The 20,270-nt window shown below is 37.1% G+C and carries 18 protein-coding genes, 2 rRNA genes and 1 other annotated feature; of the genes, 19 read left to right on the forward strand and 1 reads right to left on the reverse strand.

The features are described 5' to 3' along the window. From HCJ50_RS01305 to HCJ50_RS01355, 11 genes are all read left to right on the forward strand, one after another. Nucleotides 1-123 (forward strand): 23S ribosomal RNA (locus tag HCJ50_RS01305); the annotation flags it as partial. A 77-nt stretch (nucleotides 124-200) separates the two neighbouring features. Further along, a 5S ribosomal RNA gene (rrf, locus tag HCJ50_RS01310) occupies nucleotides 201-316 on the forward strand. 145 nt (nucleotides 317-461) lie between these two features. After that, nucleotides 462-920, forward strand: coding sequence for a CtsR family transcriptional regulator (locus tag HCJ50_RS01315; protein ID WP_003718316.1), 459 nt, complete (start codon nucleotides 462-464; stop codon nucleotides 918-920). Nucleotides 921-933: 13 nt separating this feature from the next. Further along, nucleotides 934-1,452, forward strand: coding sequence for a UvrB/UvrC motif-containing protein (locus tag HCJ50_RS01320; RefSeq protein ID WP_185346938.1), 519 nt, complete (start codon nucleotides 934-936; stop codon nucleotides 1,450-1,452). Beyond that, nucleotides 1,449-2,471 carry a protein arginine kinase gene (locus HCJ50_RS01325; protein ID WP_185346936.1) on the forward strand — a complete coding sequence of 341 codons (1,023 nt, stop codon included), beginning with the start codon at nucleotides 1,449-1,451 and terminating at the stop codon, nucleotides 2,469-2,471. The genes HCJ50_RS01320 and HCJ50_RS01325 overlap by 4 nt, the downstream gene beginning before the upstream one ends. 28 nt (nucleotides 2,472-2,499) lie before the next feature. Further along, a complete protein-coding gene (locus HCJ50_RS01330; protein ID WP_185346934.1) occupies nucleotides 2,500-4,962 on the forward strand; it encodes an ATP-dependent Clp protease ATP-binding subunit in 2,463 nt (820 codons plus the stop codon). 148 nt (nucleotides 4,963-5,110) lie between these two features. Continuing rightward, nucleotides 5,111-6,484 carry a DNA repair protein RadA gene (gene radA / locus HCJ50_RS01335; RefSeq protein WP_185346932.1) on the forward strand — a complete coding sequence of 458 codons (1,374 nt, stop codon included), beginning with the start codon at nucleotides 5,111-5,113 and terminating at the stop codon, nucleotides 6,482-6,484. 133 nt (nucleotides 6,485-6,617) lie between these two features. Next, entirely contained in the window at nucleotides 6,618-7,691 is a 1,074-nt protein-coding gene (locus HCJ50_RS01340) for a PIN/TRAM domain-containing protein (RefSeq protein WP_185346930.1), read from the forward strand. A gap of 19 nt (nucleotides 7,692-7,710) precedes the next feature. Next, a complete protein-coding gene (gene ispD / locus HCJ50_RS01345) occupies nucleotides 7,711-8,409 on the forward strand; it encodes a 2-C-methyl-D-erythritol 4-phosphate cytidylyltransferase (protein WP_185346928.1) in 699 nt (232 codons plus the stop codon). A gap of 37 nt (nucleotides 8,410-8,446) precedes the next feature. Then, a complete protein-coding gene (gltX, locus tag HCJ50_RS01350; RefSeq protein WP_185346926.1) occupies nucleotides 8,447-9,922 on the forward strand; it encodes a glutamate--tRNA ligase in 1,476 nt (491 codons plus the stop codon). A 244-nt stretch (nucleotides 9,923-10,166) separates the two neighbouring features. Next, the gene (locus tag HCJ50_RS01355) at nucleotides 10,167-10,925 is read left to right on the forward strand and encodes a DeoR/GlpR family DNA-binding transcription regulator (RefSeq protein WP_185346924.1); all 759 of its coding nucleotides are present in this window, start codon (nucleotides 10,167-10,169) and stop codon (nucleotides 10,923-10,925) included. Nucleotides 10,926-10,966: 41 nt separating this feature from the next. Here the strand turns inward: HCJ50_RS01355 and HCJ50_RS01360 are convergent, their stop codons facing one another. Beyond that, nucleotides 10,967-11,746 (reverse strand): glycyl-radical enzyme activating protein, encoded by a 780-nt coding sequence (locus HCJ50_RS01360; protein ID WP_185398137.1) that lies wholly within the window; start codon nucleotides 11,744-11,746, stop codon nucleotides 10,967-10,969. A gap of 459 nt (nucleotides 11,747-12,205) precedes the next feature. On the opposite strand from HCJ50_RS01360, the gene HCJ50_RS01365 reads away from it, so the two are divergent. From HCJ50_RS01365 to cysS, 8 genes are all read left to right on the forward strand, one after another. After that, nucleotides 12,206-12,955 (forward strand): N-acetylmannosamine-6-phosphate 2-epimerase, encoded by a 750-nt coding sequence (locus HCJ50_RS01365; protein WP_185395449.1) that lies wholly within the window; start codon nucleotides 12,206-12,208, stop codon nucleotides 12,953-12,955. Between the two features lies 1 nt (nucleotide 12,956). Beyond that, on the forward strand, nucleotides 12,957-15,239 hold the full coding sequence (locus HCJ50_RS01370; RefSeq protein WP_185395450.1) for a pyruvate formate lyase family protein: 2,283 nt from the start codon (nucleotides 12,957-12,959) through the stop codon (nucleotides 15,237-15,239). A 76-nt stretch (nucleotides 15,240-15,315) separates the two neighbouring features. After that, complete coding sequence (locus tag HCJ50_RS01375) at nucleotides 15,316-15,771, forward strand: PTS sugar transporter subunit IIB (protein ID WP_185395451.1); 456 nt, start codon at nucleotides 15,316-15,318, stop codon at nucleotides 15,769-15,771. A gap of 18 nt (nucleotides 15,772-15,789) precedes the next feature. Further along, nucleotides 15,790-16,560, forward strand: a complete 771-nt coding sequence (locus HCJ50_RS01380) for a PTS mannose/fructose/sorbose/N-acetylgalactosamine transporter subunit IIC (RefSeq protein ID WP_185395452.1) — start codon at nucleotides 15,790-15,792, stop codon at nucleotides 16,558-16,560. Further along, nucleotides 16,550-17,386, forward strand: coding sequence for a PTS system mannose/fructose/sorbose family transporter subunit IID (locus tag HCJ50_RS01385; protein WP_246456567.1), 837 nt, complete (start codon nucleotides 16,550-16,552; stop codon nucleotides 17,384-17,386). Before HCJ50_RS01380 ends, HCJ50_RS01385 begins: the two co-directional genes overlap by 11 nt. A 13-nt stretch (nucleotides 17,387-17,399) precedes the next feature. Beyond that, nucleotides 17,400-17,816 carry a PTS sugar transporter subunit IIA gene (locus tag HCJ50_RS01390; RefSeq protein WP_185346904.1) on the forward strand — a complete coding sequence of 139 codons (417 nt, stop codon included), beginning with the start codon at nucleotides 17,400-17,402 and terminating at the stop codon, nucleotides 17,814-17,816. Nucleotides 17,817-17,935: 119 nt separating this feature from the next. Then, nucleotides 17,936-18,163, forward strand: a binding site (T-box leader). Between the two features lie 68 nt (nucleotides 18,164-18,231). After that, a complete protein-coding gene (epsC, locus tag HCJ50_RS01395; RefSeq protein WP_185346902.1) occupies nucleotides 18,232-18,846 on the forward strand; it encodes a serine O-acetyltransferase EpsC in 615 nt (204 codons plus the stop codon). 6 nt (nucleotides 18,847-18,852) lie between these two features. Next, nucleotides 18,853-20,268 (forward strand): cysteine--tRNA ligase, encoded by a 1,416-nt coding sequence (gene cysS / locus HCJ50_RS01400; RefSeq protein WP_185346900.1) that lies wholly within the window; start codon nucleotides 18,853-18,855, stop codon nucleotides 20,266-20,268. Nucleotides 20,269-20,270: the final 2 nt, after the last annotated feature.

The raw sequence follows: 20,270 nt of genomic DNA on the forward strand, positions 1-20,270 counted from the left end.
GATGAGATTTCCCATTTCTTCGGAAAGTAAGATCCCTGAAAGATGATCAGGTAGATAGGTTTGGAGTGGAAGTGTAGCGATACATGGAGCGGACAAATACTAATCGATCGAGGACTTAACCAAAAAATGAAACGAAGTTACCTAACTGAACCCTTTCTTCTCTAGTTTTGAGAGAGCAATCTTTCTAATTCTTTATATTGTCTGGTAGTTATGGCGAGAAGGTCACACCCGTTCCCATCCCGAACACGGTAGTTAAGCTTCTCTGCGCCAATGGTAGTTGGGGGCTTCCCCCTGCGAGAGTAGGTCGCTGCCGGGCAATTTGGGAAGTCCTAATTATTTAGGACTTTTTTTGTGTATAAAAAAGATAAATAAATTGCTAATAGGTAGGAAAATCTAGTATAATTAAAGTCAAAAATAGTCAAAGTCAGTGATTTGGAAAATACAGAAAGGAGAACCTTATAATGAAAAATATTTCTGATATTATAGAAGCATATTTAAAACAAGTTTTGGAGTCTAGTGAAGCTGTCGAAATTAAAAGAAGTGAGATAGCTGATAAATTTGAATGTGTTCCATCACAGATTAACTATGTTATCAATACTAGGTTTACAATGGAGCGTGGATATATTGTTGAAAGTAAACGTGGTGGTGGTGGATATATTCGAATTATCAAAGTTAAAATGAATGATAAACTACAATTATTAGAAGCTATTATATCTATGGTTCATGATAAAAAGGTATCTCAATCTTTCTCTGAAGATGTTATTTTAAGATTACTTGAGGAAGATGTTATAACGAAAAAAGAAGCGAGATTGATGGTAGCGGCATTAGATCGTGAAGTTTTAATTTTACCTTTGCCAGATCGAGATGTTTTACGGAGCAGGATACTAGAAGCGATGTTGGTTGCTTTGAAATATGATTAGGGTGTGATAACTTATGATATGTCAAAAATGTGGGGAAAATAAGGCGGTTATTGCACTTCAGCAGTTAAATGATTCTGGAAAAGTAGAATCTTTATATTTGTGTGAGAATTGTGCTGCCGACGAAGCTCTTGCCTCAGAGAAAGACTTGGTTAAGGCGATGGATACGTTTAGTGAAGTTGCTTTGGATTTTTTAGCTCTTTTACAAAAAGAGGAGACGGAGCAGAAAAAAGTAGCTTGTAAAAATTGTAAGTTGACTTTTGAAGAGTTTTTGCAAACTAATCGCGTTGGATGTGAGGAATGTTACGCTGCTTTTCAATCTCAATTGGTGCTGATTATTGGACGCGTGCAAAATGGTTATACAAAGCATATCGGGAAAGTTCCAAAAGAAATTGAGCGAGCAGCAGGTGTGCAAAATGAAATTATACTTCTTCAAGAGAAGTTAAATCAATTGATTAAGAATGAAGAGTTTGAAGATGCCGCAATTGTGCGAGATAAAATTCGAGCTTTGAAGGCTGGAGGTGAGGATAAATGAATGTATTTGAACCTCGGCTTAGTTCTTGGTTAGAAAATGATGGAGATGACGATGATGTAGTGCTTAGTTCACGGATTAGGCTTGCCAGGAATTTGCAAAATGAACAATTTCCAATTTATGAGCAAAAGGAAGAAGTTATTAGTAAGATTGCAACAGTTATTGATGATAATTTCACTTTGTATAAGATGAATGCTATTTCTCAGCTTGAAAAGGCTCTTTTAGTGGAAAAGCATTTAATTAGTCCTTATTTAATGAATAAGAGTCAGCATGGAGCAGTTCTTTTAAATGAAGAAGAGAATGTTAGTATTATGTTAAATGAAGAGGATCACTTGCGAATTCAGTGTATGACTCCTGGACTTAGGTTGTTTGATGCACTAGAGGCGGCGCTGCAAATTGATGAGTATGTGGAAGGGAAACTAACGTATGCTTTTGATAAACAGTTTGGGTATTTGACTAGTTGTGTAACGAATATTGGGACTGGGATGCGAGCTTCAGTCATGGTTCATTTGCCAGGGCTAGTTACGACTAAAAGAATTAAAAATGTGATTGAAGCGATTAGGAGTCTTGGTTTTGTGGTAAGAGGTATATACGGGGAAGGTAGTATGCCCGCGAGTAATATCTTCCAAGTGTCTAATCAAGTGACGCTTGGAAAAACAGAAACGGAAATTGTGGAAGATTTGACTCAAGTAATGGAACAGATTATTATGCAAGAACGCGTGGCGAGAACAACTTTAAAACAAAAGTTTCATATTGCGCTTGAAGACCGAGTTTTTAGGTCATATGGGTTATTGAAAAATTGTCGAATTATATCTATCCAAGAAGCTTCTGATGCTATTTCTGATATTCGGCTAGGGGTGGAATTAGGGTTTTTCGAGCATATTTCTCGCCAAAAAATGAACGAATTGGTACTATTTTCGCAACCAGCATTTTTAAGAAGAGAAGCAGGGCGGAATATGGATGCTTTAGAAGAAAAAGTAATACGAGCCAAAGTGATTCGCGAGATTTTGGGCGATAATTGATTAGGCTGATGATAAGGAGGAAACAACAATGATGTTTGGACGTTTTACGCAGAGAGCTCAGAAAGTACTCGCTTTGTCACAAGAAGAGGCAATGCGTTTAAATCATAGTAATTTAGGTACGGAACATATATTGCTTGGACTTGTAAGAGAAGGCGAAGGGATTGCTGCAAAAGCTCTTTATGAACTTGGGATTAGTTCTGAAAAAGTTCAGCAAGAGGTAGAAGGATTAATCGGACATGGTGATAAGGCAGTGACAACAATTCAATATACTCCTCGCGCTAAAAAGGTGATTGAACTTTCAATGGATGAGGCTCGTAAACTAGGACATACGTATGTAGGAACAGAACATATTCTATTAGGGCTTATTCGGGAAGGTGAAGGAGTTGCGGCTCGGGTATTAAGTAATCTTGGTATAAGTTTGAATAAGGCTAGACAACAAGTACTGCAACTACTTGGTGGTGGTGATGCTACTGGGGCTGGAAGACAAACAAATACGCAAGCAACACCGACATTAGATAGTTTAGCTCGTGATTTGACTGTGATTGCTCGTGAGGATAATTTGGATCCGGTCATTGGCCGCTCTAAAGAAATTCAACGTGTGATTGAAGTGTTAAGTCGTCGAACAAAAAATAATCCAGTTCTTATTGGTGAGCCAGGTGTGGGTAAAACAGCTATTGCAGAAGGTTTGGCGCAGCAAATTGTTCGCAATGAAGTTCCGGAAACGTTACGTGGAAAACGTGTAATGACACTTGATATGGGGACTGTTGTCGCAGGAACTAAATATCGTGGTGAGTTTGAAGATCGATTGAAAAAAGTAATGGATGAAATTCGTCAAGCTGGAAATGTTATTTTATTTATTGATGAGCTTCATACACTAATTGGTGCAGGTGGGGCAGAAGGAGCGATTGATGCTTCTAATATTTTGAAACCACCGCTAGCTCGTGGCGAGTTGCAATGTATTGGTGCAACAACACTGGATGAATACCGGAAATATATCGAAAAAGATGCTGCACTTGAAAGACGTTTCCAACCAATTAAAGTAGATGAACCTACTGTTGAAGAGTCTATTCAAATTCTGCATGGTTTGCGTGATCGTTATGAAGCACATCATCGTGTGGCAATTACAGATGAAGCTCTTGATGCAGCAGTTCGTTTATCGGATCGCTATATTTCTGATCGTTTTTTACCAGATAAAGCGATTGATGTAATTGATGAAGCAGGTTCTAAAGTTCGCTTGAAATCTTTTACAACACCTAAAAATGTGAAAGAAATGGAAGCAAATTTAACCGATTTGAAGAAAGAAAAAGATGCAGCTGTTCAAGGACAAGAGTTTGAAAAAGCAGCAGCATTAAGAGATAAAGAGCATAAACTTAAAAAATCTTTAGAAGAAACGAAAGCTAATTGGCAAGAAAAACAAGGACTTGATCATAGTGAAGTAACAGAGGACATAGTTGCGGAAGTTGTGGCAAGTTGGACAGGAATTCCAGTTGCAAAACTTGCTGAAACGGAGACTAATAAATTACTCCATATGGAAAAACTTTTACATGAGCGGGTAATTGGTCAAGATGCAGCAGTCAAAGCAGTATCACTAGCTGTTCGTCGGGCTCGTGCCGGTCTTAAAGATCCAAAACGTCCAATCGGTTCCTTTATTTTCCTTGGACCAACTGGTGTCGGAAAAACAGAACTTGCTCGTGCGCTTGCAGAGTCTATGTTTGGTGATGAGGACTCTATGATTCGAATTGATATGTCAGAGTATATGGAGAAATTTTCGACTGCTCGTTTAGTTGGAGCTCCTCCTGGTTATGTTGGTTATGAAGAAGGGGGACAATTAACCGAGAAAGTGCGCCAAAAGCCTTATTCTGTAGTGCTTTTAGATGAAATTGAAAAAGCGCATCCCGATGTATTTAATATGTTGCTTCAAGTGCTTGATGATGGACGTTTAACCGATTCTAAAGGCAGAGTGGTTGATTTTAGAAATACTGTAATCATTATGACTTCCAACATTGGTGCGCAAGAAATGAAACAAGATAAATCAATGGGCTTTAATGTAATAGATCCGTTAAAAGACCATAAAGCAATGGAACATCGTGTGTTGCAAGATTTAAAACAAGCTTTCCGTCCAGAATTTATTAACCGTATTGATGAAACTATCGTGTTCCATTCTCTTCAAGAAAAAGAATTGAAACAAATTGTAACGCTTCTTACAGCACAATTAACAAAACGCCTAGCTGAACGTGATATTCATGTGAAGTTAACAGAAGGTGCTAAAGCTAAAATTGCAAAAGATGGTTATGATCCAGAATACGGAGCGCGTCCTTTGAAACGAGCTATTCAAAAAGAAGTGGAAGATATGCTTTCAGAAGAATTGCTTCGTGGTAATATTAAAGTAGGCGATACAATTGAAATTGGGGTAAAAGATGGTAAACTTGAAGTGAGACAAAAAACAGCTCCTAAAAAGAAAACAGCACCAAAAAAAGTTAAAACAAAATAAAATAATAGAACCTTTCCTGAACAATAGGAAAGGTTTTTTATGGATTGAAAATAGCGAATATGCTTCTAAAATACGAATTTGGCTAAAAGGCTTAACGCGAACAGATGATCTGTGGTAAAATGAAGCATATGTATGGAGGGGTGTAGAAATGGCTAAGGCAAAAAGGACGACCAAATTTGTATGTCAGGCATGTGGATATGAATCGCCAAAATGGATGGGGAAATGTCCGAATTGCAATGAGTGGAATCAGATGGTGGAAGCACTCGAACCATCAAAGAAATCACGTTCAGCTTTTAATCATACAGGAGAAGCAGCAAAAGCAACGCCAATTACGCAAATTGCAAGTGAAGAAGAGAAGCGTGTAGAAACTCGTATGCCAGAGTTAAACCGAGTACTTGGTGGTGGGGTTGTTCCTGGTTCAATGGTTCTTGTTGGTGGAGATCCCGGAATAGGTAAATCGACACTCTTGCTTCAAGTATCGGCACAGCTGACACTTACCAATAAAAAAGTGCTATATATTTCTGGAGAAGAATCTATCAAACAAACAAAACTTCGAGCAGAGCGCTTGCAAGTTTCGGGTGATAATTTGTATGTTTATGCTGAAACAAATTTAGAAGCAGTGCAAGAAACAATTGATTTTGTAAAACCAGATTTTGTTGTCATTGACTCTATTCAAACGGTGTATCATCCAGATGTGACTAGTGCAGCGGGTAGCGTATCTCAGGTTCGTGAATGTACAGCGGCTTTAATGAGAATTGCTAAAATGCAAAATATTGCTATTTTTATAGTAGGTCATGTAACCAAAGAAGGTGCTATTGCAGGACCACGTTTACTTGAACACATGGTAGATACAGTGCTTTATTTTGAAGGAGAGCGCCATCATGCTTACCGAATTTTACGCGCTGTGAAGAACCGCTTTGGGTCGACAAATGAAATTGGTATTTTTGAAATGCGTGATGTAGGACTTGTTGAAGTTGCTAACCCATCAGAAGTTTTTCTGGAAGAACGTTTAGAAGGAGCATCAGGATCGACCGTTGTTGCATCTATGGAAGGGACGCGTCCTGTACTTGTCGAAATTCAAGCACTTGTTTCGCCAACGATGTTTGGTAATGCCAAACGAATGGCGACTGGAATTGATTATAATAAAGTATCATTAATTATGGCTGTTTTGGAAAAAAGAGTGGGATTAATGTTGCAAAACCAAGATGCATATTTAAAAGCAGCGGGTGGCGTTAAATTAGATGAACCGGCTGTAGATTTGGCTGTTGCGGTTAGTGTGGCATCAAGTTACCGAGATAAACCAACCAAAAGTACAGATTGCTTTATTGGTGAACTTGGCTTAACAGGAGAAATTCGCCGAGTTGCAAGAATTGAACAGCGAGTACAAGAAGCGGCAAAACTTGGCTTCAAACGTATTTTTATTCCAAAAAATAATGAAGGAGCATGGAAGATTCCAAAAGACGTTCAAGTAGTTGGCGTAGAAACGATTGGAGAAGCTTTAAAGAAGGCTTTACCTGATTGAAATTAAATACTTTGGCGATTCCGTGAGTACTATTTGCGGTATCGTCTTTTAATAGTGTAAAATAGTGCTATATGTATGTTTGTTAATAGCTCAAATATACTTATAAATTTAGAAATGGAAAGGGGGAGACTAAATGCTTACATGGGTAATTCGAGTATGTTTTTTAATTCTTGGCGGGACTACGGGAGTCTTTTCATTGCCAATGCTTTGGATGAAACTAGGAATAGGAAATATTCTGCTAATTAATAATCCTTATACTAATGCTCTGATTGGTGCACTTATATTTTATCTTATTACTTTTTGGGCGGTGAAATATGTAGAAGCCGCACTTAATTGGTTAGAGGAAAAATTAGCTAAAATTGCTATTGCCACACTTGTTTATGGTGGTTTTGGTTTGTTTGTCGGTTTAGTTATTGCTTTTTTCGCAAGCAATGCGCTAAGTCAAACAAATATTCCACTTTTGAATTCAGTAGTACCAGTAATTTTAACATTAGTGCTTGGATATTTAGGATTCCGGATTGGGATAAGTCGTCGTAATGAATTTGGTAATTTTGTTAACAACAGAAACGCGAAGAAGAAGACACCTGAAGAAGAAATTACAGAGGGAAGATCTAAAAAAACTTATAAAATATTGGATACGAGTGTTATTATTGATGGACGTATTGCGGATATTTTAACAACAGGATTTTTAGATGGAACGGTAGTTATTCCACTTTTTGTTTTGGCTGAACTTCAACATATTGCGGATTCTTCAGACACGCTTAAACGTACAAGAGGTCGTCGAGGTTTAGATATTTTAAATCGAATTCAAAAAGACGAGTCTATCCAGGTAGAAATGTACGAAGGTGATTTTGAAGATACGCCTGAAGTAGATAGTAAACTTGTGAAACTTGCCAAAGAAATGGGCGGAATCGTTGTAACTAATGATTATAATTTAAATAAAGTATGTGAATTTCAAAATGTACCAGTTTTAAATATTAATGATTTAGCGAATGCTGTAAAACCTGTTGTGTTACCTGGGGAAAAAATGACGGTTCTTATGGTGAAAGATGGAAAAGAGCATAATCAAGGTGTTGCATATTTAGATGATGGAACAATGATTGTTGTGGAAGACGGTCGTAAATTTATTAATGAAACTATTCAAGTAGAAGTAACTAGTGTGCTTCAAACATCAGCAGGAAGAATGATCTTTGCTAAACCATCCTGATGGGAAGGAGCAAATAGGCATGCACTATGAGCTAGTTTTTTTAGCAGCAGGACAAGGCAAACGTATGAACGCAAAACAAAATAAAATGTGGTTAGATTTAGTGGGTGAGCCAATATTTATTCATGCACTACGCCCTTTTTTAGCAGATAGTCGTTGTTCAAAGGTGATTGTTGTATGCCAAGAAGCAGAAAAAAAGCAGGTGCAAAATTGGATGCAGCAGTTAGGTGTAACGGAAGACTGCATCGAAATTGTAAAAGGTGGAAGTGAACGTCAATATAGTGTGGCAGCAGGACTTGAACATTGTGGAACGGAGAATGTAGTACTCGTACATGATGGAGCGAGACCATTTGTAACGCTGGACATTATTGATCGCTTACTTGAAGGTGTGAAAGTGAATAAAGCTGCTATTTGTGCAGTGAAAGTTAAGGATACGGTGAAACGAGTTACAGCTAATATCGTACAGGAAACCGTCAATCGAGAAAATCTTTGGCAAGTACAAACTCCACAAGCCTTTGAATTATCACTTTTACGGCAAGCACATCAACTAGCTAAGAAAGAAGAATTTCTTGGTACGGATGAGGCGAGCTTGGTTGAACGAATACCTTTTCCGGTTTCAATTGTTCCGGGGAGCTATTATAATATTAAACTAACCACACCAGAAGATATGCCGCTAGCAAAGGCTATCTTAGGAGAACTTACTAAAACGAGGAAAAAATAAATCTATATTTTGAGCATATTTGAAGGAGTGAATAATTGTGAGTGAAACAAAACGTGTGCGTGTACGCTATGCACCAAGTCCAACTGGATTCTTGCATATTGGAAATGCGCGTACAGCCTTATTTAACTATTTATTTGCAAGACATAACGATGGAGACTTTATTATCCGCATTGAAGACACTGATGCTAAACGTAATGTGGCAGATGGGGAAGAAAGCCAAATGAAAAATCTCAAATGGCTTGGTATGGACTGGGATGAAGGCGTTGATGTTCCAGGTAAATATGGACCCTACCGTCAATCGGAACGTCAATCCATTTATGAACCACTTATTCAAAAACTTTTGGATGAAGATTTAGCTTATAAGTGTTATTGTACAGAAGATGAATTAGAAGCTGAGCGTGAGAAGCAGAAAGCGAATGGAGAAATGCCTCGCTATAGTGGTAAATGCCGTCATTTAACAAAAGAACAACAAGCCGGAAAAGAAGCGGAAGGACTTAAACCAAGTATTCGCTTTAAGATACCTGCAAATGAAACAATTACTTTTAACGATATGGTAAAAGATGATGTTTCTTTTGAATCGAATGGTATTGGAGACTTTGTTATTGCGAAAAAAGATGGTATTCCAACATATAATTTTGCAGTAGCCGTAGACGATCATTTAATGGAAATCTCCCATGTGCTCCGTGGTGATGACCATATTTCTAATACGCCAAAACAACTACTTATTTATAATGCTTTTGGTTGGGAGCCGCCAATTTTTGGGCATATGACACTTATTGTGAATGAAAGCAGACGTAAATTGTCTAAACGTGATGGCTCAATTATTCAATTTATTGAACAATATCGTGATCTTGGATATTTACCAGAAGCGTTATTTAATTTTATTGCAATGCTTGGTTGGTCACCAGAAGGCGAGGAAGAAATTTTCTCCAAAGATGAATTCATCAAAATATTTGATCCGAAGCGTCTATCCAAGTCGCCGGCATTATTTGATAAAGTTAAATTAACATGGATGAACAACCAATACGTGAAAAAATTACCGCTTAATGATGTAGTAGAGCTTTCTTTACCGCATTTACAAAAAGCCGGAGTGGTTTCTACGGAGTTAAACCAAGAAGAACTTAATTGGGTGCACAAATTAGTTTCACTTTATCATGAACAAATGAGTTTTGGTGCAGAAATCGTACCACTTTCAGAAATGTTCTTTGCAGATGCAGATTCCATCACTTTTGATGCGGAGGAAAAAGCGGCTCTTGCAGAAGAAACTGTTCCAACGGTTATTTCAGCTTTCAAAAAAGAAATAGAAACACTAGAAGTTTTAGAAGCTGCAGAAGTAAAAGCTGCAATTAAACGTGTTCAAAAAGAAACTGGTGTCAAAGGTAAAGGTTTATTTATGCCAATTCGAATTGTAACAACTGGCGAAATGCATGGCCCTGAATTGCCGCTTGCTATTGAAGTGCTTGGACTTGAAAAAGTAGTTAATCGATTAGACACTTGGTTAAAAAATAATTAAGCTTTTTATAACAGTCCCTCGTAACAAAGATGCTATCTATGTTGCGAGGTTTTTTTATATTTCAAAAATAGTTATTTGCTCAAACTATGACTAATTTTGATATAAAATGACACAAATTCTTGAGTTTATAGGATAGAGAATATATACTAAGGTGAGCGAATGTATCATCTATTCGGTGGAAGGAATTCTTAAATTTACTAGCTAACATTTTTTATGAATTAATTTTAGGTTAGGGGGAGTAAGAGTGCTAGCTAAAGAACGCTTACTATACATACTAAAAAGGCTACATGATCAACCATCTATTTCGGTTACCGATTTGTGTAAAGAGCTTGGAGTGTCAAAGTCTACTATCCAGCGGGATCTTAAAGTGCTTGAACAAGATGGAAAAGTTGACCGAGCAAGAGGTGGAGCCATTCAAAAAAATTTTGATGAAACAATGAGTGACTTTACGGAAGTACCTGTTTTAGATAAATTGGGTGTGAATATTAAAGAAAAGCAAGCTGTTTGTAGGGAAGCTGCTCAAATGATTAATGATGGAGACTTGATTTTTTTAGATTCAGGAACTACTCCCGTTCAACTACTTCCATATTTGCAAAATAAAAGAATTAAAGTGGTGACAAATAGCTTTTTCCTTTTATCGCGCATGTCTATTCCAAATGGGAGTATTTATATGCTTGGTGGAGCGTATAATCCCAAATATGAAACTTGTTACGGGCCAAGCACTATCGAACAGATTAAAGAATTTAGATTTGATAAAGTTTTTATTGGTGCAAATGGTGTTGATTTAGATTTAGGTGAAGTTTATGCTAGTGAATTTGAAGTGGGTGCTTTAAAGAAAGCTGTAATGGAAAGAGGTAAGCACTCGTATTTATTGGTAGATCATTCTAAATTTTCTTTAACGGGAATAAGTACTTTTGGTTATTTAGATCAATTTGAAAAAATATTTGTAGATGAGTTTCCAGCTGATAAGAAGAACCATAAGAATATTGTGATTTCTAAATAAAAAAAGATGGAAAGGCGAATTTAATTCCTTTCCATCTTTTTTTAGGCGATTTTACAATGAATACCATAGGAAGTAAATATCTTTTTATGTGGAAGCAGGTCGTTAGCGCTTAATTGTGGTGTATTCATAAACTCGTATTCTCGGTCTAAAAATCTATACTTACTTTTGCCAAATTGATGGAATGGAAGTAATTCAACTGTTTGAATCCGAAGTGAGCTTAGTAATAGCGCGAATTGTTCTGAATCAGCAAGAGAGTCATTATAGCCAGGAATAATGGGTATTCGTAACAGCATTTCATTGCCAGAAGAGATAGCTAATTTTAGATTCTCAATTATTGGCTCTAGTTTTACGCCTGTTTTTTCTCTATGTTTATCGCTGTTATAATGTTTGATGTCCATAATGAGTAGGTCCACGTTTTCTAATAATAATAAAAATTTCTTTTTGGAGGAATACGCTGAAGTCTCGCAAGCTGTGTGTATTCCTTTTTGTTTGCATTTTTTTAGAAGATTAATAACAAAAGGTAATTGGGCTAAAACCTCGCCACCTGTTACAGTAACCCCACCGCCAGACTCTGTATAATAATCTATATCTTTTTGAACCTCAGCTATTACTTCATCTACTGAAAAATACTCCCCGGTAATTACCTTGCTCTTTTTACTATTATCCCACATCCATTCAGGTAAATGCTTTTGGGATTCAGGGTTAGAACACCATGTACATTGTAGTGGGCAGCCTTTAAAAAAGACAGTTGTTCGAATTCCAGGACCGTCATGGATACTAAATCGTTGAATGTTAAAGATGCATCCTTTAGTATCAACCATTTTAATCACGCCTTTCTGCTATCAATATATAACTTATGCTTAGTATAACTGTAAAACTTAAGAAAATAAAGGTCAAAATGACTTATTTTGAATTAAATTGAGATATTATTTTAGGGTTGAGTTTTCAAAAGGGTGAATCAAGCTGTATAGATGCATATGGATGAGTTGCGACAACGCTTTTTGGCAAGAACTGCACAGGGATTTGACAGCGATGGAAATTAATTTTTGTTAGATAAATAAATGGTTTCGACACTTATTTCGAGTTATTATGATTAAAAATGATTCAAAAAGACTTGAAAAGATTTTTTGAAGGTGATATACTGAACAAAGATTATGAAAGGGCATTCATAGCTGCTGCCATTGACACGAAGAAGCTGTTTTGGATTAGAGGTTTATGATTGTATTTGAATAAGTCTGGTGAAAAATTCATTAAGAAAAATCAACTAAGGAGAGAAGTGCATGAAAACTAGTAATCAAAAAAACAGAGCCTTATTAGAATCATTAAAAGGTGGTTTGGTTGTTTCTTGCCAAACACAAAAGGATGAACCGATTTACACAGATGACATGGTAGTGAAAATGGCTGAGTCAGCAAAATGGGCGGGGGCAGTAGGTATTAGAGCAAATTCGCCTGAACAAATTCGTTTAATTAAAGAAAAAGTTGATTTGCCAATTATTGGACTTTGGAAAATTTGGCATGATGATACGGATGTATTTATTACTCCAACATTACAAGCTTGCAAAGACATTTGGGAAGCTGGTGCAGATATTATTGCTTTGGACTGCACTGGTCAAACAACGCATGAGGGAACGATTGCTTGGGATTTATTACCAATTGTGAAACGAGAAATTCCGGATGCACCTATTTTTGCGGATGTATCAAACTATGAAGAAGCAAGACGAGCGATTGATAATGGTGCGGATATTGTTGCGCCAACTTTGTATGGATACACAGAAGAAACAAAGCATATTGAAGAGCCTGATTTTAGAGAATTTGCCAGAATGTGCCGTGATTTTAAAGACGAAGCATACGTCATGATGGAAGGTCATATCTATACACCGGAAGATGCGATGAAAGTTTTATATCTAGGAGCGCATTCAGTAGTTGTAGGAAGCGCGATTACGAGACCGCATTATATTGCTAAAAGATTTGTTGATTTGTTAGGAGGTTATCAAGACAATTGGCGAGATGCTGAAAGGAGTAAACATTAAAATGAAAAAAAACAATATTGCAGGAGTTCAAAATGTAGAAGTTAGTATCAAATTGCCAAGTGAGAAAACGCTACATGAACAATTGGCGATAATGGAAGAATATACTCGTGTGCATAAGGCGTCAAAAGATTTATCTAAAGAAAAAAGAGAAATCAATTGTCTAAAAGTTATTTATCCAACTTTGTTTAGAAGTGTTGAAGAACAAGATTTGCTAGCGGGGCGTTTGGATTTCTTACCAATTGGTTTTGGTTGTGTTACTTCGCTAGGTGGAGTTGGACATTATTGTGTGTTTGATAAATTACTAAAATTTCGTGAAGAGCTTCCTTCTGCGGAAGATAAGATGCGCGTTGATGAAATGTACGCTTACTGGGAAAAAAATGATGTTAAAGCGCTTTATTGTAAAGATGTGTTGACAGAAGATACGGTAGGGCGATTTATTGATTGCGATTTTCCTTTGATGGCGACTGCTAGACTAAGTGGGATGATGCTTGATTATCCAAAACTTTTAGAAAATGGTATCGAAGGTTTAAAAACGTTAATAAAAGCAAAACAAGTCAAATCTAGTAATAATGAATTTCTTGCTGCAGCTATTGAATCGTTGGAATTATACCAAAGCGTTGTTGACTTTGAGCGGGAATTAGTTCAAAAAGCGATGCATGGAGCGTCTGCTGAGCGACAAAAACAACTTGAGTTAATGGATCGAGATTTAGCAGTTATTCGTAATGAAAAACCTAAAACTTTTCATCAAGCATTACAAATGGTTTGGTTATACGCGTTACTTGCTGGGTGTATAAATTATGGCAGATTAGATGATTATCTTGGCCCATATTTGAAAAATGATTTGGATAAAGGGGTTATAAATGAAGCAGATGCCTTTGATTATCTAAAATCTCTTTGGAATCTAATTGAAAACCGAAGAACTACAGTTAATGGTCGAATTATTGTGGGGGGATACGGTAGGAAGAATCCAGAAGCGGCAGATGTTTTTGCTAAAATTGCAATGAAAGTAACGCAAAAATGTAATTATGTAGAGCCTCAATTCACACTAAGATTTAATAAGGATACGCCAGAAGAAATCATGGATATGGCTTATGATTGCATTGGTACTGGAGCGACCTATCCGACACTTTATAATGATGAAGTCAATGTTCCGGCTGTTATGTATGCAATGCGTGTTGACCGAGAAACGGCAGAACAATATGTCCCGTTTGGATGTGGGGAGTTTGTTATTCAAGGGCAGAGTGTTGGGACTCCGAATACATTACTTAATTTAGTGAAGTTGCTAAATATAACATTGAATAATGGAATAGATCCAATGGATGGAGTAAAAAAAGCCGGTCCCGTTTCTATAAAAGATATAAGTGAGTTTCATACCTTTGATGATTTATATGATAATTATAAAGAATTGTTAGACTACTATTTTGATCTTTCAGTAGATGCGCAATATTATAGCTACGAACTTATGAATCAAGAAGTCTCGTTTTTATTCGCTAGTATCCTAATGGACGATTGTATTAGCAGAGGAAAAGCTATTCTAGACGGAGGTATAAAGTATCTAGGCGGAACAAATGAAACTTATGGAAATATAAATGCAAGTGATGCCCTAAGTGCAATTAAAAGCTTGGTTTATGAGCAAAAAAAATATACCTTAGCTGAATTAAACAACGCGGCCCTTCAAAATTTTGAAGGTTATGAACAAATACGTGAAGATTTATGGAACCAAGGCAAATATGGCAACGATCTTAAAGAAGTAGATGAATTGGCAAATGATTTTTATGAATATGTTGCAAAAGGGATTAGAGATAGAGGGATTGAAAAAGGAATGGATTATTATCTAATTGTTATTAGTAATAATCAAACGAATACAGAATGGGGAAGAAGGACTTCTGCTTCCTTAGATGGTCGTTATTCTGGGAAATTTATGAATCCTGCTAATAATCCTCAAGGTGGGGCGGCTATGAGTGGTCCGACAGCTGTATTAAATTCATTGGCTACCTTTGATGCTAAATATCATGGGGGCGCTGTTCAGAATATTAAGTTTACGCCTAACATGTTTAATAAGAATAGGAAACAGATTAAGCATTTATTTAACACTTACTTTAAAAAAGGCGGTTGTCATTTGATGGTAACGATTGTTGATCATGGAGTTTTAGAGGATGCACAAAAACATCCAGAAAAATATCCTAATTTGATAGTAAGAGTTAGTGGGTTTAGTGCGATATTTGTTAACTTAGATAAAGATGTTCAGGATGAATTGCTTAGTCGAACTTTGTACGATGAATAGAGAGTTACACATAAAATAAAATGACTAAATAGATAAATGAGAGAGCAGTATAATTTTAGCTTTGGGAGGAAAAGAAATGTTTATTAGAGTAGATGACAGACTAGTTCATGGTCAAGTGGTAACGGCGTGGATTAAGCAACTTAATGCGAAAAAAATCTTCGTTGTAGATGATTTAGCCGCTAGTAATCCGATTATTTCAAAGGCATTAATTATGGCAACACCGAAACACGTGGAATTGGTTATTAAAAATGTAGAAGATGCAAAAACGAGTATCGCTGAATTAAATGAAGCGGAGACGATGATAATCACCAAAGCTCCAGTAAATGTGAGTGCTTTAGTCGATGCGAATGAGAAGTTTGATTGGACGATAAATGTTGGGAATATCGGGATGGCGAAAGGGCGCGAAAAATATGCGCAAACAGTACATCTGGATGAAGAAAACCTTGCGGCGATTAATAGCTTAAAAACAAAGAGTAACGTTGAAATATTTATGCAAACTGTACCGGGGCAATCAATAAATAAATTTGACTAAGCATCTAGGAGGAAAAAAATGACATTAATACAAGCAATTTTAATAGCCTTATTTGCATATTTGGGTTGGATTGCCAGTCCTTGGTTAGGTGGGCAAGGTATTTCTTATCATGTGTTTGGGAAGCCGCTTGTTGCAGGTTTGATAGTTGGGATTATAATGGGCGATGTAACTAGTGGTGTAATAATTGGAGCAACTATTAATGCTTTATATGTTGGTGCGGTTACCCCTGGTGGAGCTATGTCGTCGGATATAACTTTTGCGGGTTATGTAGGAACTGCTTTAGCGCTATCCACTGGAGTTACGGCAGAAATGGCGGTATCCATCGCTGTTCCATTAGGTTTGATAGGGACATTTGTTTGGCAATTATTTGCAACTATTAACTCTGTTTTAGTACATAAGACAGATGATTATGCAGCGCAAGGAGATGTGGCAAAACTTACATTTATGACAATTGGCTTGCCTCAAATTATTGCGTTTGTTTTAAGGTTTTTCCCGGCGTTTTTAGTACTTTACTTCGGGGCTTCAGCTGCTTCGGACATTGTTCAATATATTCCAGATTGGTTAACTAATATCATTACGGTTATTGGTGGCATGTTACCTGCTTTAGGTATGGCTGTACTATTGAAAATGTTGCTAACAACTCGATCTTTAATGGGATATTTTATTGTTGGCTTTATAGCGGTAACAGCATTAAAACTTCCTATCTTTACTATCGCAGTTATTGGAACTGCATTAGCAATGATTAGTTTCCTCAATAAACCAAAAGGAGAGTATGCAGATGTCGACTAATTCAAAAACGGATAAAGTGGAAGTTACTAAAAAAGATATTTACAAAGTTGGTCTTCGTTGGTTGATGTCTAACACTTCTGCTTGGAACTGGGAAAGAATGCAAAATGTAGCTTTTGCTTGGAGTATGGTTCCAGTATTGAAAAAAGTAACCAATGGAAGTAAAGAAGAAATGGGTGAAGCTTTAACAAGGCATATGAATTTCTTCAATACAGAACCGACAATTGGAGCGCCTTTAGTAGGGTCTGTTGCTGCGATGGAGGTTTCTAAAGCGAACGGGGAAGATATTCCAGATGATGTCTTTAATGCGATTAAATCTGGGCTAATGGGCCCGATGGCGGCGTTAGGGGATTCTCTATTTGCAAGTACAGGAAATGCATTATTGTTGAGTTTTGGAATGGGGTTAGCTTTAGATGGTAACGTACTAGGGCCGATTATTTTCTTAGTTGGATGGACAGCGATTACACTTGGTTTTTCTATGTGGGGTGTTCAATTTGGCTTCCGTGAAGGAATGAAAATAATGGATTCAGCCATTTTCTCTTCAGCTATGATTCAAAAAGTAACAGCTTTCTTGTCTATTTTGGGTTTAACGGTAGTTGGCGGATTATCAGCCCAATTTGTTTCTTTGTCAACATCTATCACATGGACTAGTGGGGAAAGTACTACAAAGCTGCAAGAAATATTAGATGGCTTGATGCCGGGCTTGCTACCTTTTGTATTGGTCTTGGTTGTTTGGTATTTGCATGATAAGAAACAAGTTTCCGTGATGAAGTTATTAGTGCTGTTAATTGGTGTCGGAACAGTGGGTTCACTTTTACACATATTCTAATTGGAGGTTTTGTATGGAAAACAACATGAGCAACATCATTGTGATGACACATGGTGAATTTGCAGAAGGTATTGTTAAATCGGCAGAAATGATCATCGGACAACAAAAGAATTTAAAATCTGTCACATTTCATCCGGAAATGTGTTTAGATAGTTTGGTTTTAGAGTTTAAATCTAAAATGAAGGAATTTGATAATGATAACCCGTGTTTAATTTTTGTTGATCTTTTTGGGGGATCGCCGTCTAATGCGGTAGCGATACTTCTAGCAGAAAATTACGATATACAAGCAGTTGCGGGAGTTAATTTACCAATGCTTTTAGAAGTCTTAGGAGGAAGGTCCATTTTTCCAATTGATATGTTGGTTAAACAGGCGGAGATGGCTGGAACAGAAGGCGTCGTAAATATTGTTAAACGGTTTTTGGAAGATTAACCACGCTTTTTAGATTATATTTAAAGTAGGAAGGCGCTTCTTTTGTGGGGCGCTTTTTTATTTTAATATATTTCAGTTGCAAGGAATTATTTTGCTGTTATAATAGAACTAAATATATCGAAAAAGTGTTGATGGGAAGAAGTATGGAATTCTAAGCTTGTAGAGAGAGTCGCCGTGGCTGGAAGTGACTTAGCTGAACACTCCTGAAATGCCTCCCTGAATTCTAGTGGGAAGTTTAGTATCACTAGACGAAATGTGGGTCGTTATCCCCGCCCCTAGAGTTGGAGTGTCTGCAAGGAATTTGGCAGAACTCAAGTCAGAGTGGAACCGCGCAAAGCGTCTCTGTATTGGAGGGGCTTTTTTTGTTGGTTTAAGCCCTAATGAAATGTACTAACTTGAATAAGGAGGCAACAAAATGCCAACTCGCTTAAAAGAAGATATTGCAACAATTATAAAAAATGATCCTGCGACAAAAAGCTTTTTGGATGCTTTTTTAACTAATCCAGGTCTGCATGCGCTTTGGTGGCATCGGTCAGCGAACTTTTTTTATCGTCATAACATGGTGTTATTCGCAAAAGTATTATCGCAGGCAGCTCGTTTTTTTACAAATATAGAGATTCACCCAGGAGCAACAATTGGTAAGCGGCTTTTTATTGATCATGGTGCCGGAATTGTTATCGGGGAAACAGCGGAAATTGGTGATGATGTAACGATATTTCACGGGGTTACACTTGGAGGCACTGGAAAAGATTGTGGAAAACGCCATCCGACAGTTGGTGATGGTGCATTAGTTTCAGCGGGTGCTAAAGTGCTTGGTCCAGTAGAAATTGGCGCAGATTCGCGGATTGGCGCAGGGGCAGTTGTTTTAAAAGATGTTCCGCCGGGTGCAACAGTAGTCGGAATTCCGGCTAAAGTAGTTCGGCTTAACGGACGGACAGTTGGACATGCAGTTCCTAAAATCGATGAACTTAACTTGCGAATTAATGAACTCGAAAATATAGTAGAAAAACTTTTGAAAGAAAAGGAGTAGATGGGATTGTCGATACAAATTTTTAATACACTAAAACGAGAGAAAGAGGTCTTTAAACCGCTCAAGGATGGCGAAGTGAAAATGTATGTATGTGGTCCGACTGTATATAATTACATCCATATTGGAAATGCGCGTCCGATTATTGTATTTGACACAGTTCGACGTTATTTTACGTATCGTGGGTATGATGTAAAATTCGTGTCTAATTTTACCGATGTAGATGATAAATTGATTCGTGCGGCAAATGAACTAAAACTAACGGTGCCGGAAGTGGCGGATCGTTTTATTGGTGCTTATTTTGATGATGTTGATCAATTGAATGTTGCTAAAGCTACAGTAAATCCGCGAGTGACAGAAAATATGGATGAAATAATTCAATTAATAAGTACGTTAATTGAAAAAGGCTATGCGTATGAATCAGCTGGAGATGTATATTTCCGTACACAAAAATTTGAGGGTTATGGGAAATTATCTGGGCAAGCATTATCAGAATTACAGCATGGTGCTAGGGTTGAGTATAATGAACGTAAGCAAGATGAACTGGATTTCACTCTTTGGAAAGCGGCGAAACCTGGGGAGATTTTTTGGGAAAGTCCATTTGGTAATGGACGTCCGGGCTGGCATATTGAATGCTCAGCGCTCGCTAAAAAATATTTGGGTGACACAATTGATATTCATGCTGGCGGGCAAGATTTAATATTTCCTCATCATGAAGATGAAATTGCGCAATCAGAGGCGGCGACAGGGAAAACATTTGCCAACTATTGGATGCACAACGCCTTTTTAAATATTGATGGAGAGAAAATGTCCAAATCACTTGGGAATTTTATTACACTTCATGATGTTTTAAAAGATAATGATCCAAATGTCATTCGTTTCTTTATGTTGTCTGTTCATTACCGGAAGCCGATTACATTAAATGACGCGATTTTAGAAGATGCAAAAAATGGCTTAGAACGTTTAATGATTGCTTATCAAAATATTGACCATCGTATCCAAACAGATGATGGGGAATATGTGGAGGAGGCGCAACAGGACGAATGGCTGGAACAATTAATTGAACTTAAACGTGCTTTTGAAGAAGAGATGGATGATGATTTTAATACAGCCAATGCAATTACGACTTTCCATGAACTGGCAAAACGAGCGAATATTTATCTAGCAAAAGATGTTGTTTCAATTGATGTACTGCGAGAATTCCTAAGCATGATGCGCTTATTTGCCGAAGTTTTAGGACTGAAATTAGAATATACACAAACAGAATCACTTAATGATAATGAAATAGAGGCGCTAATTGAAGAACGATTGCAAGCTAGAAATGAACGTAATTTCGCACGAGCTGATGAAATTCGAGATATTCTAAAAGAAAAAAATATTATTTTGGAAGACACTGCGCAAGGTACGCGGTTTAGACGGGGGTAAAT

It is taken from the genome of Listeria immobilis (assembly GCF_014322765.1).
In the GTDB taxonomy this organism is placed as follows: Bacteria; Bacillota; Bacilli; order Lactobacillales; family Listeriaceae; genus Listeria; species Listeria immobilis.

Bases quoted from the DNA above. Each gene is read 5' to 3' on its own strand.
- HCJ50_RS01385 (WP_246456567.1), top strand. From the start codon at position 16,550: ATGTCGACTAATTCAAAAACGGATAAAGTGGAAGTTACTAAAAAAGAT.
- ispD (WP_185346928.1), top strand. From the start codon at position 7,711: ATGCACTATGAGCTAGTTTTTTTAGCAGCAGGACAAGGCAAACGTATG.
- HCJ50_RS01380 (WP_185395452.1), top strand. From the start codon at position 15,790: ATGACATTAATACAAGCAATTTTAATAGCCTTATTTGCATATTTGGGT.
- epsC (WP_185346902.1), top strand. From the start codon at position 18,232: ATGCCAACTCGCTTAAAAGAAGATATTGCAACAATTATAAAAAATGAT.
- HCJ50_RS01375 (WP_185395451.1), top strand. From the start codon at position 15,316: ATGTTTATTAGAGTAGATGACAGACTAGTTCATGGTCAAGTGGTAACG.
- HCJ50_RS01365 (WP_185395449.1), top strand. From the start codon at position 12,206: ATGAAAACTAGTAATCAAAAAAACAGAGCCTTATTAGAATCATTAAAA.
- HCJ50_RS01330 (WP_185346934.1), top strand. From the start codon at position 2,500: ATGATGTTTGGACGTTTTACGCAGAGAGCTCAGAAAGTACTCGCTTTG.
- HCJ50_RS01390 (WP_185346904.1), top strand. From the start codon at position 17,400: ATGGAAAACAACATGAGCAACATCATTGTGATGACACATGGTGAATTT.
- HCJ50_RS01370 (WP_185395450.1), top strand. From the start codon at position 12,957: ATGAAAAAAAACAATATTGCAGGAGTTCAAAATGTAGAAGTTAGTATC.
- radA (WP_185346932.1), top strand. From the start codon at position 5,111: ATGGCTAAGGCAAAAAGGACGACCAAATTTGTATGTCAGGCATGTGGA.
- HCJ50_RS01360 (WP_185398137.1), bottom strand. From the start codon at position 11,746: ATGGTTGATACTAAAGGATGCATCTTTAACATTCAACGATTTAGTATC.
- HCJ50_RS01325 (WP_185346936.1), top strand. From the start codon at position 1,449: ATGAATGTATTTGAACCTCGGCTTAGTTCTTGGTTAGAAAATGATGGA.
- HCJ50_RS01320 (WP_185346938.1), top strand. From the start codon at position 934: ATGATATGTCAAAAATGTGGGGAAAATAAGGCGGTTATTGCACTTCAG.
- HCJ50_RS01315 (WP_003718316.1), top strand. From the start codon at position 462: ATGAAAAATATTTCTGATATTATAGAAGCATATTTAAAACAAGTTTTG.
- HCJ50_RS01340 (WP_185346930.1), top strand. From the start codon at position 6,618: ATGCTTACATGGGTAATTCGAGTATGTTTTTTAATTCTTGGCGGGACT.